This window comes from Egbenema bharatensis FJBBOT/2019, from assembly GCF_048077055.1.
GTDB lineage: Bacteria > Cyanobacteriota > Cyanobacteriia > Elainellales > Elainellaceae > Egbenema > Egbenema bharatensis.
Window position 1 is genome coordinate 3,031,196 of sequence record NZ_CP182236.1, and the last position, 20,470, is coordinate 3,051,665.

Here is a 20,470-nt window from a genome sequence, read left to right on the forward strand (position 1 = left end):
AGAATAGAAAAACATCCGCCCCCTGGTTCTTTGACTCAGCCTATTCTGAAGGACGCACCCATGGCTAAATTCATCCCTTCATCCCTATTATTCAGTCTGCCGTTACTCTTGCTGGTGTTGGCTGATTCGGGTCATACTGCTGAGCCAAGACTGGTACAGCGATTGTTGGATACGGGCAATTGTGAGCGCTGTGATTTGCGGGGAGCCAACCTGGAAAATGCGAGGTTGCAAGGGGCTAACTTGCGAGGGGCCGCGCTAGAAGGAGCTTATTTGCGGCGGGCAGATTTGAGTGGAGCCGATCTGGCGGGTGTGAGCCTGCGGGGAGCCAATTTAGAAAACGCGCGCCTGGAACGAGTCAATTTAGTCAATGCGGATCTGCGGGGAACCTATCTCCGGCAAGCAGTGTTGCTGGGTGCCAATCTCCAGAATGTCGATTTAGAGGGCGTGAACCTGGAAGCAGCGAATCTGGCGAATGTGAATCTGGCGGGAGCTAACTTGCGAGGGGCCTATCTCCGGCAAGCCAATCTGACAGGAGCTAATTTGCGGGGGGTCGATTTTGAAGGCGGCAATTTAGAGGAAGCCGAACTGGTTCGCGCCGACCTCAGTGGAGCCAATCTCAACGGCACCTACTTGAGACAAGTCTCTTTATGCAATACAGTGATGCCCAACCTTCGCATTGAAAATCAGGACTGTCGATAGTCTGCTGGGAAGAATCTGGTGGTTGAACTCCCCAGAAGCGAGGCGATCGGCTGTATCTTGCAGAAAAGAATCTGGTCGAAAAGAATCTGGTCGAAAAGAATCTGGTCGAAAAGAATCCGATCGGAGGTGGGCGAACTTCTCAGCCGTCGTTCTGGTGGGAAAACACGATCGCGCCGGAGTTCAATGTGATGGGGATCGCTCAACTTTGTGACATTAAGCACAGATAAACATGATATTGATCACTACAATGGTGTGATTAGGGAACGTGGTGAGTGTGATTTGCTGACGTAGCATACTGTACAGCGATCGCAGTTCATCCCATTCAATCGCTCTAATTGTGCATAGATATCCTTCATTAAAATTGAAATTTATGCGATGATATCGACGGACTTTACCGACCCACCACGGCAACTCAGTCAACTGGGAGCTCAGTTATGGTTTGGGGCGCATTGTCGTGCGCGTTCACAACTAATCTGCACGAAGTGCTTATCCGAGAACTCGCTAGAGTTTTTGGCATCCAAAATCTCTGACGGGGTTTTCAGATAGGCTCTCAGCAAGATTGAATTGTCGGATCGATAAGGTTCTTCCCCAATGTGGGAATGCTATTGAGTGTTGAGTGGAAGTTTTTAACCATGCTTTGGTTTTTATCGCTTGCTGTTTGGTCGATTAGTCTTTTGCCGCTGATGTACGTTTTTTCCAAATCTAAATCCTCCGGAGATCGGCTAGGAAATCGGTGGCACAACGATCAGCCGACTTATCAACTTGACCTCAAAACAAGAACCATGAAACGAAGGATTTAGTGATTCTGTTTCCGAATCAAATTCTTGATTTTGGTAATCTACCGACTGTCTTTATCACCAAAAGTTAGGTGGAAGCTTTGTTCAAACCTATCTTGTTCAGGTGACTGACGGGGTTCAGCTTTTAAAGCATCTCCCCTCGATCGCATCTAGCTTCAACCGTGTTTGATCACGTTCTATTACAGCTACTTCTCAAAATCGCATCAAAATCACATTACAGTCACATCTCAGAATCATGCTCCCGATCGCGCCCCACCTTCGATCGCAACAGAGCAGAATGTTTGAGTCATGTGATGCAATTGGCTGTTTCCATTGAGTCATCTCGGAGGTACTGGTTAAGACTCCCCTTGGCTCGGTGAACAGCCCTTTTCCCATCTTTTTCCCATCCAGAGCAACAGCATCATCCTCTCATCTGCCTACCCCTGCTGCTGCCGTTAGCCCAGAATTGACCAGGGGCGATCAGCTCCGCCATGCGTCAATGAACTGGCTGCAATGGGCTTATAGAGAGCTTATAGAGAGCTAAAAAAATCACAAAACCAGAACGATCGAGTAAAAGAACCAGCATTTGTTAAAGTTAACGAAGAAAAGTTACGCTGGTATCCGCTGCCATCCCTACCGAGAGGAATTCGATGCTACGCCTAGAACACATCAGCAAAATTTATCCGACCGGAGAAGTCCTGAAGGATGTGAATTGGGAAGTTAAACCGGGCGATCGGATCGGACTGGTGGGCGTAAATGGCGCAGGAAAATCGACGCAGCTAAAGATCATTACCGGGGCAGAGGAGCCGACTACGGGGGAGGTGATTAAGCCAGCCAGCCTGGAAATCGCCTATTTGACCCAGGAATTTGATGTAGAGCCAGGGCATACGGTACGGGAAGAACTCTGGCGAGCCTTTGCGGAGGCGAATCAGGTACATGAACGGCTGATACAGGTGCAGCACCAGATGCAGTCGGCCAGCCCGGAAGCTCTGGAGGATCTGATTCATCAACTCGATCGCCTGCAGCGACAGTTTGAAGCATTGAATGGGTATGAGCTGGATGCGCGAGTGGAGAAAATCTTACCAGAGGTAGGGTTTAAGCTGGACGATGGCGACCGTCTGGTCAGTGATTTTAGCGGCGGCTGGCAGATGCGGATGAGTTTAGGCAAAATTCTGCTGCAAGAACCCGATCTGCTGCTGCTGGACGAGCCGACCAACCATCTGGACTTAGAAACGATCGAGTGGCTGGAAACTTACCTGAAGGGACTGACGACACCAATGGTGATCGTTTCCCACGACCGGGAATTCCTCGATCGGCTCTGCACGCAGGTTGTGGAAACGGAACGGGGCATTTCGACGACTTATTTAGGTAACTACAGTGCCTATCTGGAGCAAAAATCGATCGCCCGTGAAGCTCAGATGAGTGCTTACGAGAGTCAGCAAAAGGAACTGGAAAAACAGCAAGCCTTCGTCGATCGATTTCGGGCTAGCGCCACCCGCAGTACCCAGGCCAAGAGCCGCGAGAAGCAGTTAGAAAAAATTGAACTGGTTGAAGCTCCGGTGGGAGATCTGCGATCGTTGCACTTTCGGTTTCCGCCTGCTCCGCGCAGTGGTCGGGAAGTGGTGAAGATTCAAGATCTGACCCATGTTTATGGTGAAGATATTTTATTTTTAGGTGCAGAATTGCTGATCGAACGGGGAGATCACATTGCTCTGGTGGGGCCCAATGGCTCCGGCAAATCGACCCTCCTCCGACTGATGATGGGTATGGAGCAGCCCACGGAGGGCCAGGTTAAGTTAGGGGATCATAACGTGATCCCCGGATACTTTGAGCAAAATCAGGCGGAGGCTCTGGATTTAACCAAGACAGTTGTTGATACGATTCACGATGAAGTTCCGGACTGGACGAATCAGGAAGTCCGAACACTTTTAGGGCGATTTCTCTTTAGTGAAGATACGGTGTTTAAGCAGGTGGCAGCCCTGAGCGGGGGGAGAAAGCCCGATTGGCATTAGCGAAAATGCTGCTCCGCCCCGTTAACTTATTAATGCTGGATGAGCCGACCAATCACCTGGATATTCCTGCGAAGGAGATGCTGGAGGAAGCTATCCAAAACTATGAGGGGACGGTAATTGTCGTCTCCCACGATCGCTACTTTATCTCGCAGGTAGCGAACAAAATTGTCGAACTGCGCGATGGAGAATTGCGGTTGTATCGAGGAGATTATCATTACTATCTAGACAAGATCAACGAAGAAAAAGAGAGAATAAAGTTAGCAGAAATTGCTGCGGAAAAAGCGGCTAAAGCAGATGCAAAACGACAAAAGCAACGAGAGAAAGACAAGCAGAAGCGGGAAGCCAAAAAGGCAAAAGCGTAATCTGAAGGTAAGGGTTTGTGAGTCAGTGAAGTTTTAATGAGATACTTTGACTTCCTGACGTTGGGGCAACAGTCTGAAAGACTGAATGGTATTATTTCTTAGAAATTGTGTAAAGTTGAAGGGCTATTCACATGGCGCAAAAGCCGATTTCTCCAGTTGTGCTGGTGATTCTAGATGGTTGGGGCTATCGAGAAGATTCCGATGGCAACGCGATCATGGCTGCCAATACTCCGGTCATGGATAGCCTTTGGGCTGCCTATCCGCACACATTGATCAGTACTTCGGGTAAAAGCGTGGGACTGCCCAACGGACAGATGGGCAATTCCGAAGTGGGGCATCTCAACATTGGAGCCGGACGAGTGGTTCCCCAGGAGCTGGTTCGCATTACGGATGCAGTGGAGGATGATTCGCTCCTGGAGAATCCTGCCCTAGTTAAGCTTTGCCAGGAGGTCAAGCAGCGCGACGGCAAGCTACATCTGGTGGGGCTTTGCTCGGAAGGGGGAGTCCACTCTCACCTGTTACACATCACTGGACTGCTGAAACTTGCCAAGGCGCAAAACATTTCCGAAGTCTGTATCCATGCCATCACCGATGGACGGGACACGAAACCTACCGATGGCTTTCGGGAGTTGCAAACCATCCAGGGGTATATCGATAAATTTGGCATCGGACGAATTGTCACTCTTAGCGGTCGCTACTACAGCATGGATCGGGATCGTCGCTGGGATCGCGTCCAAAAAGCTTACGAGGTGATGACCCAGGATGGGGATGGGGATGGGCGATCGGTGCTGGAAGTTCTGCAAGCCTCCTATGATGCTGAGATTACCGATGAATTTGTTCTGCCCACTCGCATTGCTCCAGGGGCAGTGGAATCGGGAGATGGGGTGATCTTCTTCAACTTCCGTCCCGATCGGGCCCGCCAGTTAACCCAGGCCTTTATTGATCCCAACTTTCAGGCGTTTGAGCGGACGCAGATTGAACCCCTCAGCTTTGCCACATTTACCCAGTACGATCCCAGTTTCCCGGTGCTGGTTGCCTTTGCGCCACAAAACCTGAATAACATTCTGGGAGAGGTGGTCTCGAATCATGGTCTCCGGCAGTTCCGCACGGCTGAAACGGAAAAGTACGCCCATGTGACGTATTTCTTCAACGGCGGCATCGAAGAACCATTCTCTGGGGAAGAACGGGGATTGGTGCCGAGCCCCATGGTGGCAACCTACGATCGCGCCCCCGCTATGTCTGCGGTTCAGGTAACGGATGGGGTGATTACGGCGATCGAAAAGGGAATTTATTCCCTGGTGGTAATCAACTATGCCAACCCGGATATGGTGGGACATACGGGAAATATTGAAGCCACGATTAAAGCCCTGGAAACCGTCGATCACTGTCTGGGACGATTGCTGGAGGGGGTCAGTCAGGCGGGCGGCACGACCATTATCATTGCGGATCACGGTAACGCGGAACTGATGCGGGATGAGGATGGCAACCCCTGGACTGCTCACACCACCAATCCAGTGCCGTTCATTCTGGTGGAAGGGGAAGGGCGAAAGATCCCAGGACACGGAACCGATGTAGCCCTGCGATCGGATGGCACTCTGGCGGATATTGCCCCCACGATTCTGCAACTGCTGAACATTCCTCAACCCGAGGAAATGACGGGGCGATCGATGATTTTGTCTGCTGATGTGGATTTCCGGTCGAATCGAACCCCGGTTCGGGTTTCCCTGTAGAATAGGATGTCCTGTAGAATGGGATGTAGTGTCTGCTACGCAAATCAACTTTTATGACATTAACGGGTATTGTTGAAATCCTTTGGGCGGTTTCTGGGCTGGGTTTAGTGATCCTGGTGCTGCTCCACAGTCCAAAAGGCGACGGTTTAGGCGGTTTAGGGGGACAGGCCCAACTGTTCACCAGTACCAAGAGTGCTGAGGTGACGCTGAACCGTTTGACCTGGGCCTTGACGGCTGTTTTTATGGGACTAACGGTGGTGTTGAGTGCGGGCTGGTTGACGGCTGCCCCGCCAACGGTTCCACCCGTTCCGCCCGTCTCGCCTTAATCAACAAGCGATGCTGCATCGAATGAAGCATAGGTTATGGCTCCGGTGCCGACCTATGCTGATTTTTGTTGGAATCATCGTTTGCATGATTGGGTTGGGACAGTTCTCACCCACCTTGTCCCGGAACGCACCCCAGGCTCCCACTTCCCCCACACCTGAACAACTCGATCGCCTCCTGCCCACCCCAGAGGTTCACTCCCTGCCGCCCACTTTAGAGCAATGGCAGATGGCAGAACCACTGGATGATTATTTTTCAGAGATTGAACCGACGTTACTGGGTTATCTAATCTGGACCAGGTTTCCAGTTCGAGTTTTCGTAGAATCAGTCGCTGGATCAAGATCATCAGGATCAAACCCATCAGCAATCGAACGATCGCAGCAATGGGTCACGTCAGTCAGGGCTGCGATCGAGGAATGGAATCCCTACATTCCTTTACAGGCGATCGACTCTCCAGAAACCGCAGATATTACCATTTGGCGCAGTGCCCCTCCTCTGCAAGGCTGGTCAGCTTCAGAACAATCCGGAGATTCCCCCACTCCTCCCGCTTTACCACGAGCCAGAGCGGCTGAAACGCGCTACCAATTCTTTGTCGATCGGGCCTCTGCTGCACCAGCTCGCATTTCCCACCGCTTCACGATTTACCTCACCCCCAATCAAACCGCTGACTATACCCAGGCTACGGCCCGCCATGAAATTGGGCATGCTCTCGGCATTTGGGGCCATAGTCCCGTCGAAACCGATGCCCTCTACTTTTCCCAGGTTCGCCACTCACCCCCCATTTCCGATCGAGATATTAATACCCTGAAGCGCATTTATCAGCAACCGACTCGCTTGGGGTGGGAAATCTCAGAAGAGTAGATATAGACCAGAAGAATTGTTACTGTGCTTGTAGCTCCTCGATTTGAGTATTAAAGTAAGCAACTTTGTAGTTAAGCCGTTGAGCAATTTCTAAGGCGCGACGAAATGAAGACACCGCCTGCCCGTTGTTGCCCATTGCTCGGTGAATCTGCCCAACCTGATCGTGGGTATTCATGATACCAAAATCGTCGTAGGATTGTTGCCGTACGTCCAGCAAGAGTTGATAGACGACTAGCGCATCCTCCAGTCGATCGAGGGTGACATAGAGATTGGCTAGCCGTTGAAGTGCATCTCCAGCGTAGGCATATTGTTGAGTCGATCGCGCAATGGCAAAGGCTTCCTGGTAATTAGTGGCAGCCAGATCAGGACGGTTAATCGCCAGATACTCATCGCCAATCAGCTGTTTCAGGGCTGAGATTTTATCGAACTCTTGACGGCTCTGATAGATGTCTACCAGGCGTTGCTGAACGACGATCGCCTCTTCAGGTTGGCGGTTGTCTTGATAAATCCGTGAGAGCTGTTGAAGGGTAAAAATTTCAAGCTCAATATCGTTTTGGGCTTGCGCTAAAACTAAGAGTTGCTGATAGGCATCGGAGGCGTTGGGATAGTCAAACCATGCCAGGTGCATTTCCCCGAGTGCCTGGAGGATTTGGCGTTCGCGGTTCAGATTTTGTTCCTGTCGAGCCTGAACCAACAGGGTTTCATATAACGCTGCTGCCTGATCGCGGGCCCGCATGGATTGGTAAGCCTGGGCAATGCGTAGCAACAGATCGTAGTCAACGGGCGATCGAGCCTCCACTTCCTGCTGAATATCTTCTAGCCGTTGAGTAATCACCCTGACCTCAGTGACCTGATTTTCTCGCCAGGCGATTTCCCCAACCCGGCTGAGGGATCCCACTTCTGCTTCAACCCCCAGATACCGCCTCAGGCGCAATTCCCGGTTCCAAAGCTCAAATGCTCCTGCCAGATCTCCAGCCTGAAATGCTGCTTGAGCTTGCTGATTTAACTCATTTAAGGATGCATCTAGAATACTGCGTTCTTGAGGACTCAGGGGACGCTCAATCACCAGCGTCGGCAAGAGAGGATCGGGTTCGGTTAACTCCAATGGGTTTCGGGGCGCACCGTCTACCGTTTCTGCGGGTTCAGGAAAGGTGGCCGGAACATCGGGCAGATCGGGAGACAGTTCAGGCAGCACCTCTGGGGGAGGTTCGGAAGTGGGTTGGGCGATCGATGGACGTATGAGGAGCAGGGGGAGTCCGATCGAAGAGGATAGAAGAAATAGAGTCAGGAGTTGTTGGAGATGGGGGGAAAGCCCAGTCAGACGGATTTGCAGCATATTGTGAGGGGTGTTCTGTTGCTGGGGTGCTCGGTGTCGCTGGCTAAGTTGAACCGGGAAATCATTAACAAGGCCAGGATTCGCAGATAAATTTGCCCAGAAATGTTTTAAGCCGTACATATGCTCGACCTTTCTCTCATCCTTGTAAATGCAACTTTTCAAATCTGACTTGATCTGAACCAATCCGCGCCAGTCCGCCAGGTGAGTTGTTAGAGTTAGACCGGCCCAGGCAACCTGCAGAGATACACCTCTAACAGTCTAATCATTCAGCTTAGACTAATCCAAGTTTTCCTACGGTCTTCTACACAGAATGAATCATATTGATACAGTAAACTGACTCAATCAACTGACTCGATCAAACGGATTATGGTTTCCCATGATTTTTGCCTGGGGTCAATTGATACCCATTGATACTCAATATCAGCTACTCAGTAATATCAGTTACTCAGTTTATCCCGTTATCCAGTCGGCTCCTCTGGTGGTATGACATAATGAGTTGAACTTTGATGAATGATAAGCAAGTTGGACGATTACCAACGAGGGTGAGCAGAGCGTGAAAGTCTTAGTTGTCGGTAATGGAGGGCGCGAACATGCCCTTGCATGGAAGTTGCTACAGTCTGCACGAATTCAAGAAGTTTTTTGCATCCCTGGGAATGGTGGGACAGCAGGGTTAGAGCGCTGTCGCAATTTGGCGTTATCGGTTAATGATTTTGAGGGGATCAGTCGCTTCGCCCTGGTGAATAATATTGGGTTGATCGTGGTTGGGCCAGAGGCTCCTCTAGCAGCAGGTATTACAGATTATTTGCAGCAGCAGGGACTCATGGTATTTGGGCCGAGTCAGGCAGGTTCCCAAATTGAAGCGAGTAAGTCGTGGGCGAAAGCTTTGATGGAGGAAGCGAAGATTCCTACGGCCAAAGCCAAGGTGTTTACAGAGCTAGACAGGGCGATCGCCTATGTTAAAGCGCAGGATGTCCCAATTGTCGTCAAAGCGGATGGATTGGCGGCTGGGAAAGGTGTGACGGTAGCCATGACCCTTGAGGAAGCAATAACGGCGATCGAGGCAGCCTTGGGGGGACAGTTTGGCAAAGCGGGTCAGCAAATTGTAATTGAGGAATATCTGACCGGACAGGAGGCTTCTGTTCTGGCTGTTACGGATGGAATCACGATCCGTCCCCTGATTCCGCCCAGGATCATAAGCGCATTGGGGAAGGTGATACAGGGAGCAATACGGGGGGGATGGGAGCCTACGCCCCAACTCCAGTGGTGACTCCAGAGCTGATGGAACGAATTCAGCAGGAGGTTTTGGAACCGACGATCGCCGTCTTACGCCAGCGAGACATTGACTACCGTGGAGTTCTCTATGCAGGGCTGATGATTACGCCAGAGGGTGATCCCAAGGTGATCGAATTCAATTGTCGATTCGGGGATCCAGAAATTCAAGCCGTCCTGCCACTGCTGGAAACACCTCTGGATACCGTTCTGATGGCTTGTGTCCAGCAACGACTAGAACAACTGCCGCCGATCGAATGGAAGCCAGGAGCGTCTGCCTGTGTGGTGGTGGCATCAGATGGCTATCCCGAAACCTATAAAAAGGGTCTATCCCTGCAGGGCATTGAGCGGGCTGAGGCGAAGGGAGCCATTGTTTTCCATGCGGGAACGAAACTCAAGCAAAATCAGCTGGTGACAGACGGTGGGCGTGTGTTGGGTGTAACCGCAGTGGGTGAAAGCTTTCAGGCGGCGATCGACCAGGCCTATGCAGCGGTGGATTGTATCGAATTTGAAGGAATGTATTACCGACGGGATATTGGATATCGGGTGATTGCCCATCAGAGCATAATAGAATAGTAGGACTATTTGCTCAGTGGTGTTGATTTGTTTTGTTAAACTTGCTCAACCAGATTAGGGAAATCATCGCTCGGTGGTGGTCAGAGTTCACGCTTCAGACTCGGCTGATGGCGGTTGCCACGCTGGTCGTTTCGTTGCTCATGAGTGGTTTAACCTTTTGGGCCGTCAACTCGATTCAGCAGGATGCTCGCCTGAATGACACCCGATTTGGTCGGGATCTGGGGCTGTTGTTGGCTGCGAACGTGGCTCCTTTGATTGGTGAAGACAACCGTACGGAACTGGCTCGGTTTTCCCACAGCTTCTACAGCAGCACTTCCAGCGTCCGCTATATGCTCTATGCGGATGAGGACGGCAATATTTTCTTTGGAATTCCGTTTTCTGAATCGGAAGTGCAAAATTCCCTGACCATCCGGCGGCGGATGCAGCTTCCCGATAACTATGCCGAAAACCTGGAAGAACCAATGGTACGGCAGCACATCACCCCCGATGGTGAGGTGACGGACGTTTTTATTCCATTGAACTATAACGGCTCCTATTTAGGGGTATTGGCTTTGGGGATCAACCCAAACCCCACCGTAGTAACCTCATCTCACCTGACGCGGGATGTGACGATCGCCGTCTACATTTCCATCTGGGTCATGGTGATTTTGGGGGCGGTATTCAACGCGCTGATTATTACCCGACCAATTAAAGAACTTTTATCTGGGGTGAAGAATATTGCGGCCGGGAATTTTAAGCAGCGGATTGATCTGCCTGTCCGGGGGGAATTGGGTGAGCTAATTCTGAACTTCAATGAAATGGCGGAGCGGCTAAAGAGTTACGAAGAACAAAATATTGAGGAACTCACTGCCGAGAAAGCCAAATTGGAAACGCTGATGTCTACGATCGCGGATGGAGCGGTTTTGTTAGACAGCAGCCTGCGAGTCATTTTGGCCAACCCAACGGCCCAGCGAATTTTTGCCTGGGATGGCAATGGGACGATCGTGGGTGAGAATGTGTTGCATCATTTACCAAGTGCCGTCAATATTGAGCTAACCCGACCCCTGTATCAGCTTGCTTCTGGTGATCCACCCTCTGAACTACGGGAAGGAGCGGAGTTTCGGATCGCCCTACCTGAACCCACCAATCGCACGGTAAGACTCTTGCTCAATACCGTTCTGGATCAACATCGGGAGAATGTGCGGGGCATTGCCATGACAGTGCAGGACATTACTCGTGAAGTGGAGCTAAACGAAGCCAAGAGTCAGTTCATTAGCAATGTCTCCCATGAGTTGCGAACGCCCTTATTCAACATCAAGTCTTTCATTGAAACCTTGCATGAGTATGGCGATAGTTTGAATGAAGTTGAACGGCGGGAGTTTTTGGAGACTGCAAACCGGGAAACCGATCGCCTGACGCGATTAGTTAATGATGTATTAGATTTATCACGGTTAGAATCCAACAAGCGGTATCACTTTGAAGCAGTTGAAATCACGCAGCCGATCGAGCAAACGATCCGTACCCATCAGCTCAACGCTAGAGATAAGGGAATTGAGCTGGTTCAGGACATTGAACCGGGTTTACCACCTGTGCTGGGCAATTACGATTTGCTGCTACAAGTATTTTCTAACTTGATGGGGAATGGTCTGAAATTTACGACTTCTGGTGGACGGGTCGCAATTCGGGCCTATTTACTAGAGCCAGAGCATCCCCATTTTGTGGCAACCCATGTTCGAGTGGAAGTTTCGGATACGGGGATTGGCATTGATCCAGAGGATCAGGCTGCGATTTTCGATCGGTTTTTCCGCGTCGAGAATCGAGTTCATACCCTCGAAGGGACAGGGCTGGGACTGTCGATCGTGCGAAATATTATTGAGAAACATCACAGCGAGGTGCATCTGGTCAGTGAAGTGGGCGTGGGAACAACTTTCTGGTTTGATCTGGCAATCTTTCAGGAGAACGCGCCTGTGATTGAAAATTTGCCTACGGTTGAGCAAAATGATCTTGAGCCAGGTCAGGAAACGTTGGCGGCGGATGAGCTGGTTTTACCGGGTTCTCCAGAATCGTAATTTTCAGATCATCTACGAATCCGATCGCACCGATCGCAGTGGCCGCAGCCTTGACCTAATTGTTTTGCAGCGTCTGGACAGCCGAAGGCCTGCAATAACCTTTGCCAGCGACACTGGCGGGTGGAGAGATACTGAGCCATCGGTTTTGCTAAATCCTGGGAGTCAGATAGGCGGGCTTTGGTGGTGCCGCAAATCTCGTAGTGAAAGGGATCGTGCCATTGTAATTGCCCTTTGCTGTGGAGGAGGGCCAGGGCGATCGCACCATTGGGGATCTGACGACTGATGGTATTCACATCTCCCTGTTTGGGAATCTGATGGAGCAGGGCCTGGGCCGTTTGAAACTGTTTGCGTCGCTGCTGTTGGAAATACTGCTGACGTTGGCGATCGTCTGAATCGAGCCATCCGGTGGGTTCACTGACTAAACTGAGAGCCTGGGCAGGTTCCCCATCACGGCCAGCCCGACCCACTTCCTGAACGTATTCACTCAGGAGAATCGGAACGTGAAAATGAATCACCCAGCGCACATGGGGATGATTAATTCCCATGCCAAAGGCGGAAGTGCAAACGACAAATAATATTCTGCCGCTTAACCAGGCAGATTCGATCGCCCGTCGTTCTTCAGGACTGAGTCCAGCATGATATGCCGCAGTCGAATAGCCCTGTTGCGTCAACCATTGGGCTAAGGCTTCCCCATCCCGACGGGTGCGGACATAGACCAGTCCAGCCTGGTGGGGGCGGGATTGCATGAATCGGAGCAATTGCTGTCGTCGTCCTCTGGGAGTCCAGGCAATGTTAACGCTCAAGTGTAAGTTGGAGCGGTAGGGACTTTGGAGGATGGTTTGAGGTTGATGGAGTCGAAGAATCTGCTGAATCGTTTGCTGTGCCTGGGGATCTGCCGTAGCAGTAAAGGCGGCGATCGTGATTCGAGTTCCGGCGGGTTTGGTTCGGAGTAAGGCCGGACGAACGGCTCCCAAGCGTTGATAAGCAGGGCGAAAGGTGTCTCCCCACTGAACTAAACAATGGGCTTCATCCAGAATCATGCCGTTGATGACGACCTGGGGCAGGCATAAGCGTTCCCAGACGGCTGGACTGAAGAGGGTTTCTGGGGAAAGGTAGAGGAGCCTGAGCTGATTGGCTTCCAGGGCGCGGAGGGTTTGCTTACGCGCATAGCTGGATAGTTCACTGTGGAGCAGTGCTGCCGGTAAATGACGTTGCCGCAGTTCTTCCACCTGATTTTCCATCAACGCCACCAGGGGCGAAATCACCAGCGTTACGCCATGACTGAGCAGAGCAGGCAACTGAAAGCAGATGGACTTCCCGCCTCCGGTGGGCATTACAACCAGGGCATCCTGTTGATTGAGCAAACACTGGATGATTTCTCCCTGGGGCGATCGAAAACTGGAATATCCCCAAATCGTTTGAAATTTAGATAACACAGCATTCCAGTCTGGGCTGGAGGGATTCGATCGATTGTGCAAAACCATTCTGAGTACCGCACCGCAACACCCTTCAGGGTTCCCGCCCCAACAAAGGTGTCAACATCGACATAATTCAGATAATCCAGATCCTCTGATCTCTAATCCTCGGAACTGTGGCAAACTAGGTTCGGTCAATTCTGAAATGCTTTCGTGTGAGGATTATCAAAAATGGTGGTGTATCCCCTAATCCAGCAGCTTCCTTGCCTTGCAGACCTCAGTGTTGGGTCTGATCTCAGTCAGCAGGGTTTACTCTGGCAGTCGATCGCCCATAGCACGTGGACTGCGATCGACTGGAGCCTGATCGCACAGTTTGAAACTGATGTATTTCGTCCGGTACGAGAATTTTTTGAAAATTTTATTGAGTCAGGGCAGATCTGGGCATTTTTAATTGGGCTGGTATTGGGCTATTTGTTTCGGAGTTTGACTTCCTACGGTTAATCAAACTGGATAAACAGGCCGAAAAGGAGCACCCTCCCTCTGCTTCCCAGGAGCTTTGTCCGCTCCCTGCTTTTCTGGCAGGCAAGAGTTCATCTGGCAGGCAAGATGCTTGCGCTACGGAGGATCCTTCTCACTTCCTACTTTTTCACCTGGCAGGCAAGACTTCGGCTTGAGTGCTCAGTCGAAACGCTGCCTGCGCTACGGAGCATTCTCCTCACTCCTCACTCTCCACTCCTCACTCCCCACCAACGGAAACTCCGCTGCCGGAGCCGCTGCCCACTCCCAAATTGACCCGGCATAGTTTTTGGCATCAAATCCTAAATCCGACAAAATGGCGGTCAACCAGGCCGATCGAATCCCACCTGTGCAATAGGAAACAACTTGCTCTGAATCAGAAATCCCTGAAGCTCTCAGAATTTGCCTGATTTCGCTACGGGGGAGAATTTTTCCCTGGTCATCTAGAAAATCTTCATAGTGCAGATGAACCGCTCCCGGCAAATGGCCTCCCCGCGCTTCTCCATACAGCGTTGCCCCTTCATACTCGTTCTGCTCGCGGGCATCAATGATGACGAGGTTGGACTGGTTCAAACTCGCTTGCAGTTCATCCCGCTGAATTTCCCAGGCAGAAATGCGATTGACAACAAAATCACCCGGATGGGAGACGGGACTGGCAACCAATTGAGTCGGAACGCCAGCTTTATGGAGTGCCTGATATCCGCCATCGACCATCACCGCTTGCGGATGACCCAGCGTCCGCAGCATCCAAACAATCCGTCCTTCTTCCCCCCAGCCGTTTGTCGGATCTGCCACAACCACGACGGGTCTATCCTGAAACACTCCCACTTCCTGAAGTTTCTCAGTCAGAGCGCGATCGTCCTCCAGTAATTTGCCGCGATGGGGGGGATTTTCCTGGGAAAACTGCTGCCAGGATACCGGAACGGCTCCGTGCAGATAATTCCCTGGCATAATCATGCCTCGCGCATCCAGTAGCGTTGCCCCTTGATCCAGCAGTTGCTTGGCGGTTACGGCATCCACTACCCAATGGGAATTCAACATTTGCCGCGTAGATTGAGGAGATTGTTCAGCCACAAATCGACTACCGGTTTCGCTGGTTGCTTCGGAAAGCTGCATCTGAGCCGTTTGCTGAAGTGAAATCACTGCCCCCAGCCCTAAAATGCAGACGATCGCCGTAAATGCAGCAGCGAAGCTTACCTTGGGTTGCCCTCTCATGTCTATAAAGTCTAAATTCTACTCAACGCTCCTTATCTCTATTGTGCTCGATTTCTCCATCCATCTAAACTGAAAATCTAAAATCCAAAATCAAATCTAAAATCTAGTTGACACTCTACCCTTCTTTTGCTGATAATTAAAGTTTGTGTGAACTTTACACTTAAAACGAATCTTGGCTAACGTTGTTGTAATTGGTGCCCAGTGGGGCGATGAAGGTAAAGGAAAGATTACTGATCTGCTGAGTCGATCGGCAGATGTTGTGGTTCGCTATCAAGGTGGAGTCAACGCTGGGCACACCGTTGTTGTCCAAGATCAAACCTTTAAGCTACACCTGATACCGTCTGGAATCCTTTACCCCAGTACGGAATGCATCATTGGTTCAGGGACGGTCATTGACCCCAAGGTACTGATCGAAGAACTGGATCAGCTCGATCAGCTCGGCATTTCTACCAAAAATCTGCTGATTTCGGAAACTGCCCACGTGACGATGCCGTACCATCGGTTGATTGATCAGGCTTCTGAAGAGCGGCGTGGTAATCACAAGATTGGTACGACCAAGCGGGGGATTGGCCCGACCTATGCCGACAAGTCCGAACGAATCGGCATCCGCATGGTGGATTTGATGCATACCGAAGGCCTCCGCAAGCAGTTGCGCTGGACGGTTGAATATAAAAACGCCATTTTAGAAAAGCTCTATGACTTGCCTCCCCTCGAACCGGAGGCGGTGATTGAAGAGTATATAGAGTATGCAGAGCGGCTACGTCCCCATGTGGTGGATAGCTCCGTACGAATTTATGAAGCTGTGCAGCAGCGTCGCAATATCCTGTTTGAAGGGGCCCAGGGAACGCTGTTAGATCTAGATCATGGCACCTATCCCTACGTCACCTCCTCTAATCCGGTGGCGGGTGGAGCTTGTGTGGGTGCAGGGGTGGGGCCCACCATGATCGATCGCGTGATTGGCGTGGCTAAAGCCTATACAACTCGCGTGGGGGAAGGGCCGTTCCCGACGGAGTTGGAAGGCGAGATTGGTCAGCAGTTGTGCGATCGCGGGGCAGAATTCGGTACAACTACCGGACGAAAGCGTCGCTGTGGCTGGTTTGATGCAGTGATTGGTCGCTACGCTGTGCGGATCAATGGTCTGGACTGCCTGGCCATTACGAAGCTGGATGTGCTGGATATGTTGGACGAAATCAAAGTCTGTGTGGCCTACGAGCTAGATGGCGATCGCTGCCTGGACTTTCCCAGTAACGCTCGCCAGTTTGCCCAATGCCGGCCAATCTACGAAACCCTACCGGGCTGGAAACAGTCTACGGCGGATTGCCGATCGCTGAATGACTTGCCCACTCAGGCATTGGACTACCTGAAATTCCTGGCGGAACTGATGGATGTTCCGATTGCGATCGTTTCCCTCGGTGCCAGTCGGGATCAGACTATCATCGTAGAGGATCCAATTCACGGCCCCAAACGTGCCCTGCTTTACGATGAAAACCACTCTCCCGGAGTGAACATTCACGAAATCGGGGTCAAGTAAAGGCGGGGATGGGTGGACAAAACTCTCTGGAGTAAATGGGTGGATGGAGCAGGTCATCCTGAACTCGACCCCTGACCCCTGACCTTAAATCTCTCTCTTCCAAACCTACTGAAGCAACATTGCGAGACAATCACTATGGAACTGACACTCGACTGTAAGAAACGCCCAGATGGAAGTAAGCCTAATGCGCTGCGCCGTGATGGACTGATGCCTGCGGTGCTGTATGGACATGATGGAACTGAATCCATTTCGCTGGTGATCGATGCCAAAACGGCTGAGGTATTGGTTAGAAAGGCATCGGTGAACAATACACTGATTCAGCTCAACATCAGCGATATCCCCTGGAAAGGGAAAGCTCTGATTCGGGAAGTGCAAACCCATCCCTGGCGAGGTGATTTGTACCACCTCAGCTTTTTCTCCGTTGCAGCCCAGGATTCGCTGCAAGTTACAGTTCCCTTCCACTTTGTCGGAACGGCCGTTGGGGTCAAACCAGAGGGTGGGGCATTAGATACAGTGCTGACAGAACTGGAAGTATCCTGCGCGCCTGATAATATTCCTGAGTCGATCGAAATTGATGTCACGAACCTGCACATTGGAGATGCTCTGCACGTCCGTGAGCTGAAGCTGCCGAAGGGGGTAGAAGCGGTGGGTGAACCCGATCGCGTGATTGTTTCCATCCTGGGTCGTGGGGGTCAGGTTTCAGCTCCGGTGGAAGGAGAGGAAGAAGCGGCAGGTGAAGCGGCTGAAGCGCCTGACGAAGTTCCAGCTACTGAGCAAGAGTAAACTCACTCCGGCTCATGAGCAATGGTGCTATTTGATCGTTTGTCATGAAGCTGGGGGTTTCCCTGGCTTTTTTGTTGTATTCATCTTTGTTGTATTCATCTTTCAGTTCCACTCGTTGAATTCTTCCCATTCCATGACTGACACGACCCTTTCCCCCATGATTCAGCAGATGATGCACCCGGATTTTTACCCCCATCCGGTTCCGTCTGCCCTCGCCCAGTCCCCTGATGCAACGGCCCCAGAATATTCCGAAGATCTTAACCCACCGCCAGAAACCTCCATTCAACTGATTCAAACCCATGTTTCCTATGTGTTGCTGACGGGGGATTATGCCTATAAGGTGAAAAAACCGGTCAATTTTGGGTTTCTGGATTACTCGACGCTTGAAAAGCGGAAGTTCTACTGCGAGGAAGAGTTGCGGCTGAATCAACGGGCTGCCTCAGAGCTGTATCTGGATGTGTTGCCGATCACCCAATCGGGAACGGAAGCTTCTCCACGCTATGAGTTGAACGGATCCGGGGAAGTGGTCGATTATGTGGTTAGAATGCGGCAATTTCCTCAGGATGCCCTGCTGACAACGCGGTTTGAACGGGGCGAATTGACGGCAGAATTGCTACAGGAACTGGCACAAGTAATTGCAGCGTTCCATGCCCAGACTCAAACCAGCGACTATATCCGCAGTTTTGGCACCGTGGAGCAGGTGCGTCAGGCCTTCGATGAAAATTTTGCGCAAACGGAGCAATACATTGGCGGGCCGCAGACTCAGCAGCAGTTTGATGAAACCCGTGATTACTGCGATCGGTTTTTTGCGACTCAGCAAGCTCTATTTGAAGAGCGGATGCGCCAGGATTGGATTCGGGAATGTCATGGCGATCTGCACCTGCGGAATATTTGCTACTGGAACGATCGGCTCTGGTTGTTTGACTGTATTGAGTTCAATGAACCATTTCGCTTTGTCGATGTAATGTATGACATTGCCTACATTGTGATGGATCTGGAGGCGCGGGAACGCCCTGACCTGAGCAGCGTATTTTTAAATGCCTACATTGAGCAAACCGGAGATTGGGAAGGGTTACAGGTATTACCGATTTACGTCAGTCGGCAAACCTACGTCCGGGCGAAGGTAACTTCCTTCCTGTTAAATGATCCAGGTGTACCAGAGAGCGAAAAACAAAAAGCATCGGGAACGGCGGCTTTATACTACCGTCTGGCGTGGGAGTATGCCCAACCTCCAGAGGGCCGGCTTTTGATGATGAGCGGTCTGTCTGGTTCCGGAAAAACTACGGTGGCCCGTCAACTTGCCCAGCAGTTGAATGCGATTCACATTCGATCGGATGCGGTGCGGAAACATTTGGGAGGGATTCCCCTGATGCAGCGGGGTGGGAACGATCTTTATACGCCGGAAATGACTCAGAAAACCTACGATCGCCTGCTGGAGCTGGGGATCAAGCTAGCCAGCCAGGGGTATACGGTGATCCTGGATGCGAAGTACGATCGGCAAGCGTTGCGGAAGTCGGTGATTTCTAAAGCTGAATCAAACCACATTGCCCTTCAGATTGTTCATTGTGATGCGCCGATGGATGTGTTGCGCGATCGATTACAGCACCGGACGGGGGATATTGCCGATGCAACTGCGGATCTGTTAACCCAGCAGCATCTAGAACCCTTTACAGAAGCGGAACAACCCTACGTGAAGACCATTGATACGACAAGGGCGATCGAGTCCCAGCTTGGGGAAATGAGCTGAACTGATGCAGGTAGACTGCCTGACCACGAATTGCTCAACGGGTGAAGTCGCTACGGCTCCAAGGTGTATGTATGGTCTATGGATATGGCATGTGGCACTTGCAGGTAGATTCCTTTAGTATGGATGGCCAGGGAAAGGCAAGGAGGATGGCGCGATGTACAAATTGAATTCCGAGGATGCCGTTGCGGCTGGGTTGACGGCCTGGTTGATTTTTGTAGTGGTGCTTTTTCTCCTGGGAACGCCTGCGGTACTGAGCATTTTGCTGGGTCTGTTTGCCGGTTTTGCGACCGGTCGGATCATTGCCTACACCCGGGCTGAAAAGCTAGATGATGCACCCAAGGCGGAAGATAAACCCAACGTCATTCAGCCTGTGCAGCGATTTGTTGGTCGAATTCCAGTGTTTACGAAATTGCGACCCGATCGAGCATCGGTGTTTCGAGGTAAGCCACCTAAGCGGATTGGACGATGAATGGAGGAATAAGGGTTCCGTTGATTCCGCCCTGATTGAAAAACTGCGATGCAAACTATCCAACAACCCATTAAATTTCTGCAACAGCCCACATCGTCTGCGTGGGTGGAGCAGACTATTGCTCACTTGGACACCATTTTGCTGGATCATTCCCACTGCGAACGCAAAGCGGCTGGGGTGGCCCTGAACCTGATTTGTCGCTATCCCTCCAGTGCCAAGTTGGTCAGAACCTTAACTGCGATCGCCCAGGAAGAACTGGAGCATTTTGAACAGGTGAACCAATGGCTCGATCGTCGAGGAATTGCCCTGGCTCCCCTGGCTCCACCCCCCTATGGTGCTGGCCTCAAGGCTCAAGTTCGGCGCAACGAACCCGATCGCCTCCTGGATTCATTGTTGGTTTCCGGCTTAATTGAAGCCCGCAGCCACGAACGGTTGGGGTTACTGGCAGCCCACTGTCCTGAACCGGAATTGGCTCGGTTCTATCGTGGTTTGATGGCATCGGAAGCGAGACACTATGGCGTGTATTGGACGCTGGCCACCACCTACTTCGATCGAACGGTTGTAAACCATCGTTTAGAAGAATTAGCAAATGTAGAAAGTGAATTGCTTTCAACCCTCCATCCTGAACCGAGAATTCATAGTTAACTGGTAGACCCCGGCAACAATACACCGACCTTTCGTACAAAACTAAATATGGGTGGAAGAACGCGAATTTGAGTGAGATTTTCAGCTATCTCAAGTAACTTCAAAAATTCTCGTTTTTTGCCCTATTCTTTGAGTTAGATGTAAACTTTTACATTT

General features: G+C 51.2%; 15 protein-coding genes and 2 pseudogenes. 13 read left to right on the top strand and 4 right to left on the bottom strand.

Annotation, left to right across the window (positions count from 1 at the left end):
• Positions 1–60 precede the first annotated feature (60 nt).
• Positions 61–699, top strand: a complete 639-nt coding sequence (locus ACM1PF_RS14025; protein ID WP_416675540.1) for a pentapeptide repeat-containing protein — start codon at positions 61–63, stop codon at positions 697–699.
• Here ACM1PF_RS14025 and ACM1PF_RS14030 read toward each other — a convergent pair.
• A complete protein-coding gene (locus tag ACM1PF_RS14030; RefSeq protein WP_416675542.1) occupies positions 684–920 on the bottom strand; it encodes a hypothetical protein in 237 nt (78 codons plus the stop codon). The two genes, ACM1PF_RS14025 and ACM1PF_RS14030, sit on opposite strands and share 16 nt — an antisense overlap.
• Positions 921–2,125: 1,205 nt before the next feature.
• Between ACM1PF_RS14030 and ACM1PF_RS14035 the strand changes: the two are divergent.
• From ACM1PF_RS14035 to ACM1PF_RS14050, 4 genes and pseudogenes are all read left to right on the top strand, one after another.
• Positions 2,126–3,849: pseudogene (locus ACM1PF_RS14035) on the top strand (ABC-F family ATP-binding cassette domain-containing protein).
• A gap of 131 nt (positions 3,850–3,980) precedes the next feature.
• Positions 3,981–5,579, top strand: coding sequence for a 2,3-bisphosphoglycerate-independent phosphoglycerate mutase (gpmI, locus tag ACM1PF_RS14040; protein WP_416675544.1), 1,599 nt, complete (start codon positions 3,981–3,983; stop codon positions 5,577–5,579).
• Positions 5,580–5,632: 53 nt separating this feature from the next.
• Positions 5,633–5,905, top strand: coding sequence for a preprotein translocase subunit SecG (gene secG, locus ACM1PF_RS14045; protein WP_416675547.1), 273 nt, complete (start codon positions 5,633–5,635; stop codon positions 5,903–5,905).
• A 55-nt stretch (positions 5,906–5,960) separates the two neighbouring features.
• Positions 5,961–6,764 carry a peptidase gene (locus tag ACM1PF_RS14050; RefSeq protein ID WP_416675549.1) on the top strand — a complete coding sequence of 268 codons (804 nt, stop codon included), beginning with the start codon at positions 5,961–5,963 and terminating at the stop codon, positions 6,762–6,764.
• 19 nt (positions 6,765–6,783) lie between these two features.
• On the opposite strand, the gene ACM1PF_RS14055 is transcribed toward ACM1PF_RS14050, so the two are convergent.
• Positions 6,784–8,220, bottom strand: coding sequence for a tetratricopeptide repeat protein (locus tag ACM1PF_RS14055; RefSeq protein WP_416675551.1), 1,437 nt, complete (start codon positions 8,218–8,220; stop codon positions 6,784–6,786).
• A 433-nt stretch (positions 8,221–8,653) separates the two neighbouring features.
• Between ACM1PF_RS14055 and purD the strand changes: the two are divergent.
• Together purD and nblS are read left to right on the top strand one after the other, a co-directional pair.
• Positions 8,654–9,945: pseudogene (purD, locus tag ACM1PF_RS14060) on the top strand (phosphoribosylamine--glycine ligase).
• Between the two features lie 107 nt (positions 9,946–10,052).
• Positions 10,053–11,993, top strand: coding sequence for a two-component system sensor histidine kinase NblS (nblS, locus tag ACM1PF_RS14065; RefSeq protein ID WP_416676646.1), 1,941 nt, complete (start codon positions 10,053–10,055; stop codon positions 11,991–11,993).
• An 8-nt stretch (positions 11,994–12,001) separates the two neighbouring features.
• On the opposite strand, the gene ACM1PF_RS14070 is transcribed toward nblS, so the two are convergent.
• Positions 12,002–13,477 (bottom strand): RecQ family ATP-dependent DNA helicase, encoded by a 1,476-nt coding sequence (locus ACM1PF_RS14070; RefSeq protein ID WP_416675553.1) that lies wholly within the window; start codon positions 13,475–13,477, stop codon positions 12,002–12,004.
• A gap of 162 nt (positions 13,478–13,639) precedes the next feature.
• Between ACM1PF_RS14070 and ACM1PF_RS14075 the strand changes: the two genes are divergently transcribed.
• Positions 13,640–13,909: a hypothetical protein gene (locus ACM1PF_RS14075; protein ID WP_416675554.1), complete on the top strand. Its 270-nt coding sequence runs from the start codon at positions 13,640–13,642 to the stop codon at positions 13,907–13,909.
• A gap of 198 nt (positions 13,910–14,107) precedes the next feature.
• Here ACM1PF_RS14075 and ACM1PF_RS14080 read toward each other — a convergent pair whose 3' ends face one another.
• Positions 14,108–15,139, bottom strand: coding sequence for a sulfurtransferase (locus ACM1PF_RS14080; RefSeq protein ID WP_416675556.1), 1,032 nt, complete (start codon positions 15,137–15,139; stop codon positions 14,108–14,110).
• 172 nt (positions 15,140–15,311) lie between these two features.
• On the opposite strand from ACM1PF_RS14080, the gene ACM1PF_RS14085 reads away from it, so the two are divergent.
• The 5 genes from ACM1PF_RS14085 (at position 15,312) to ACM1PF_RS14105 (ending at position 20,314) form a co-directional block, all read left to right on the top strand.
• Positions 15,312–16,670: an adenylosuccinate synthase gene (locus ACM1PF_RS14085; RefSeq protein ID WP_416675558.1), complete on the top strand. Its 1,359-nt coding sequence runs from the start codon at positions 15,312–15,314 to the stop codon at positions 16,668–16,670.
• A 135-nt stretch (positions 16,671–16,805) separates the two neighbouring features.
• Positions 16,806–17,453 (top strand): 50S ribosomal protein L25/general stress protein Ctc, encoded by a 648-nt coding sequence (locus ACM1PF_RS14090; RefSeq protein WP_416675561.1) that lies wholly within the window; start codon positions 16,806–16,808, stop codon positions 17,451–17,453.
• Between the two features lie 133 nt (positions 17,454–17,586).
• Positions 17,587–19,200 (top strand): bifunctional aminoglycoside phosphotransferase/ATP-binding protein, encoded by a 1,614-nt coding sequence (locus tag ACM1PF_RS14095; protein WP_416675563.1) that lies wholly within the window; start codon positions 17,587–17,589, stop codon positions 19,198–19,200.
• Between the two features lie 154 nt (positions 19,201–19,354).
• Positions 19,355–19,669, top strand: a complete 315-nt coding sequence (locus ACM1PF_RS14100) for a hypothetical protein (protein WP_416675565.1) — start codon at positions 19,355–19,357, stop codon at positions 19,667–19,669.
• A gap of 48 nt (positions 19,670–19,717) precedes the next feature.
• Complete coding sequence (locus tag ACM1PF_RS14105; RefSeq protein ID WP_416675567.1) at positions 19,718–20,314, top strand: tRNA-(ms[2]io[6]A)-hydroxylase; 597 nt, start codon at positions 19,718–19,720, stop codon at positions 20,312–20,314.
• The last annotated feature ends 156 nt before the right edge of the window (positions 20,315–20,470 follow it).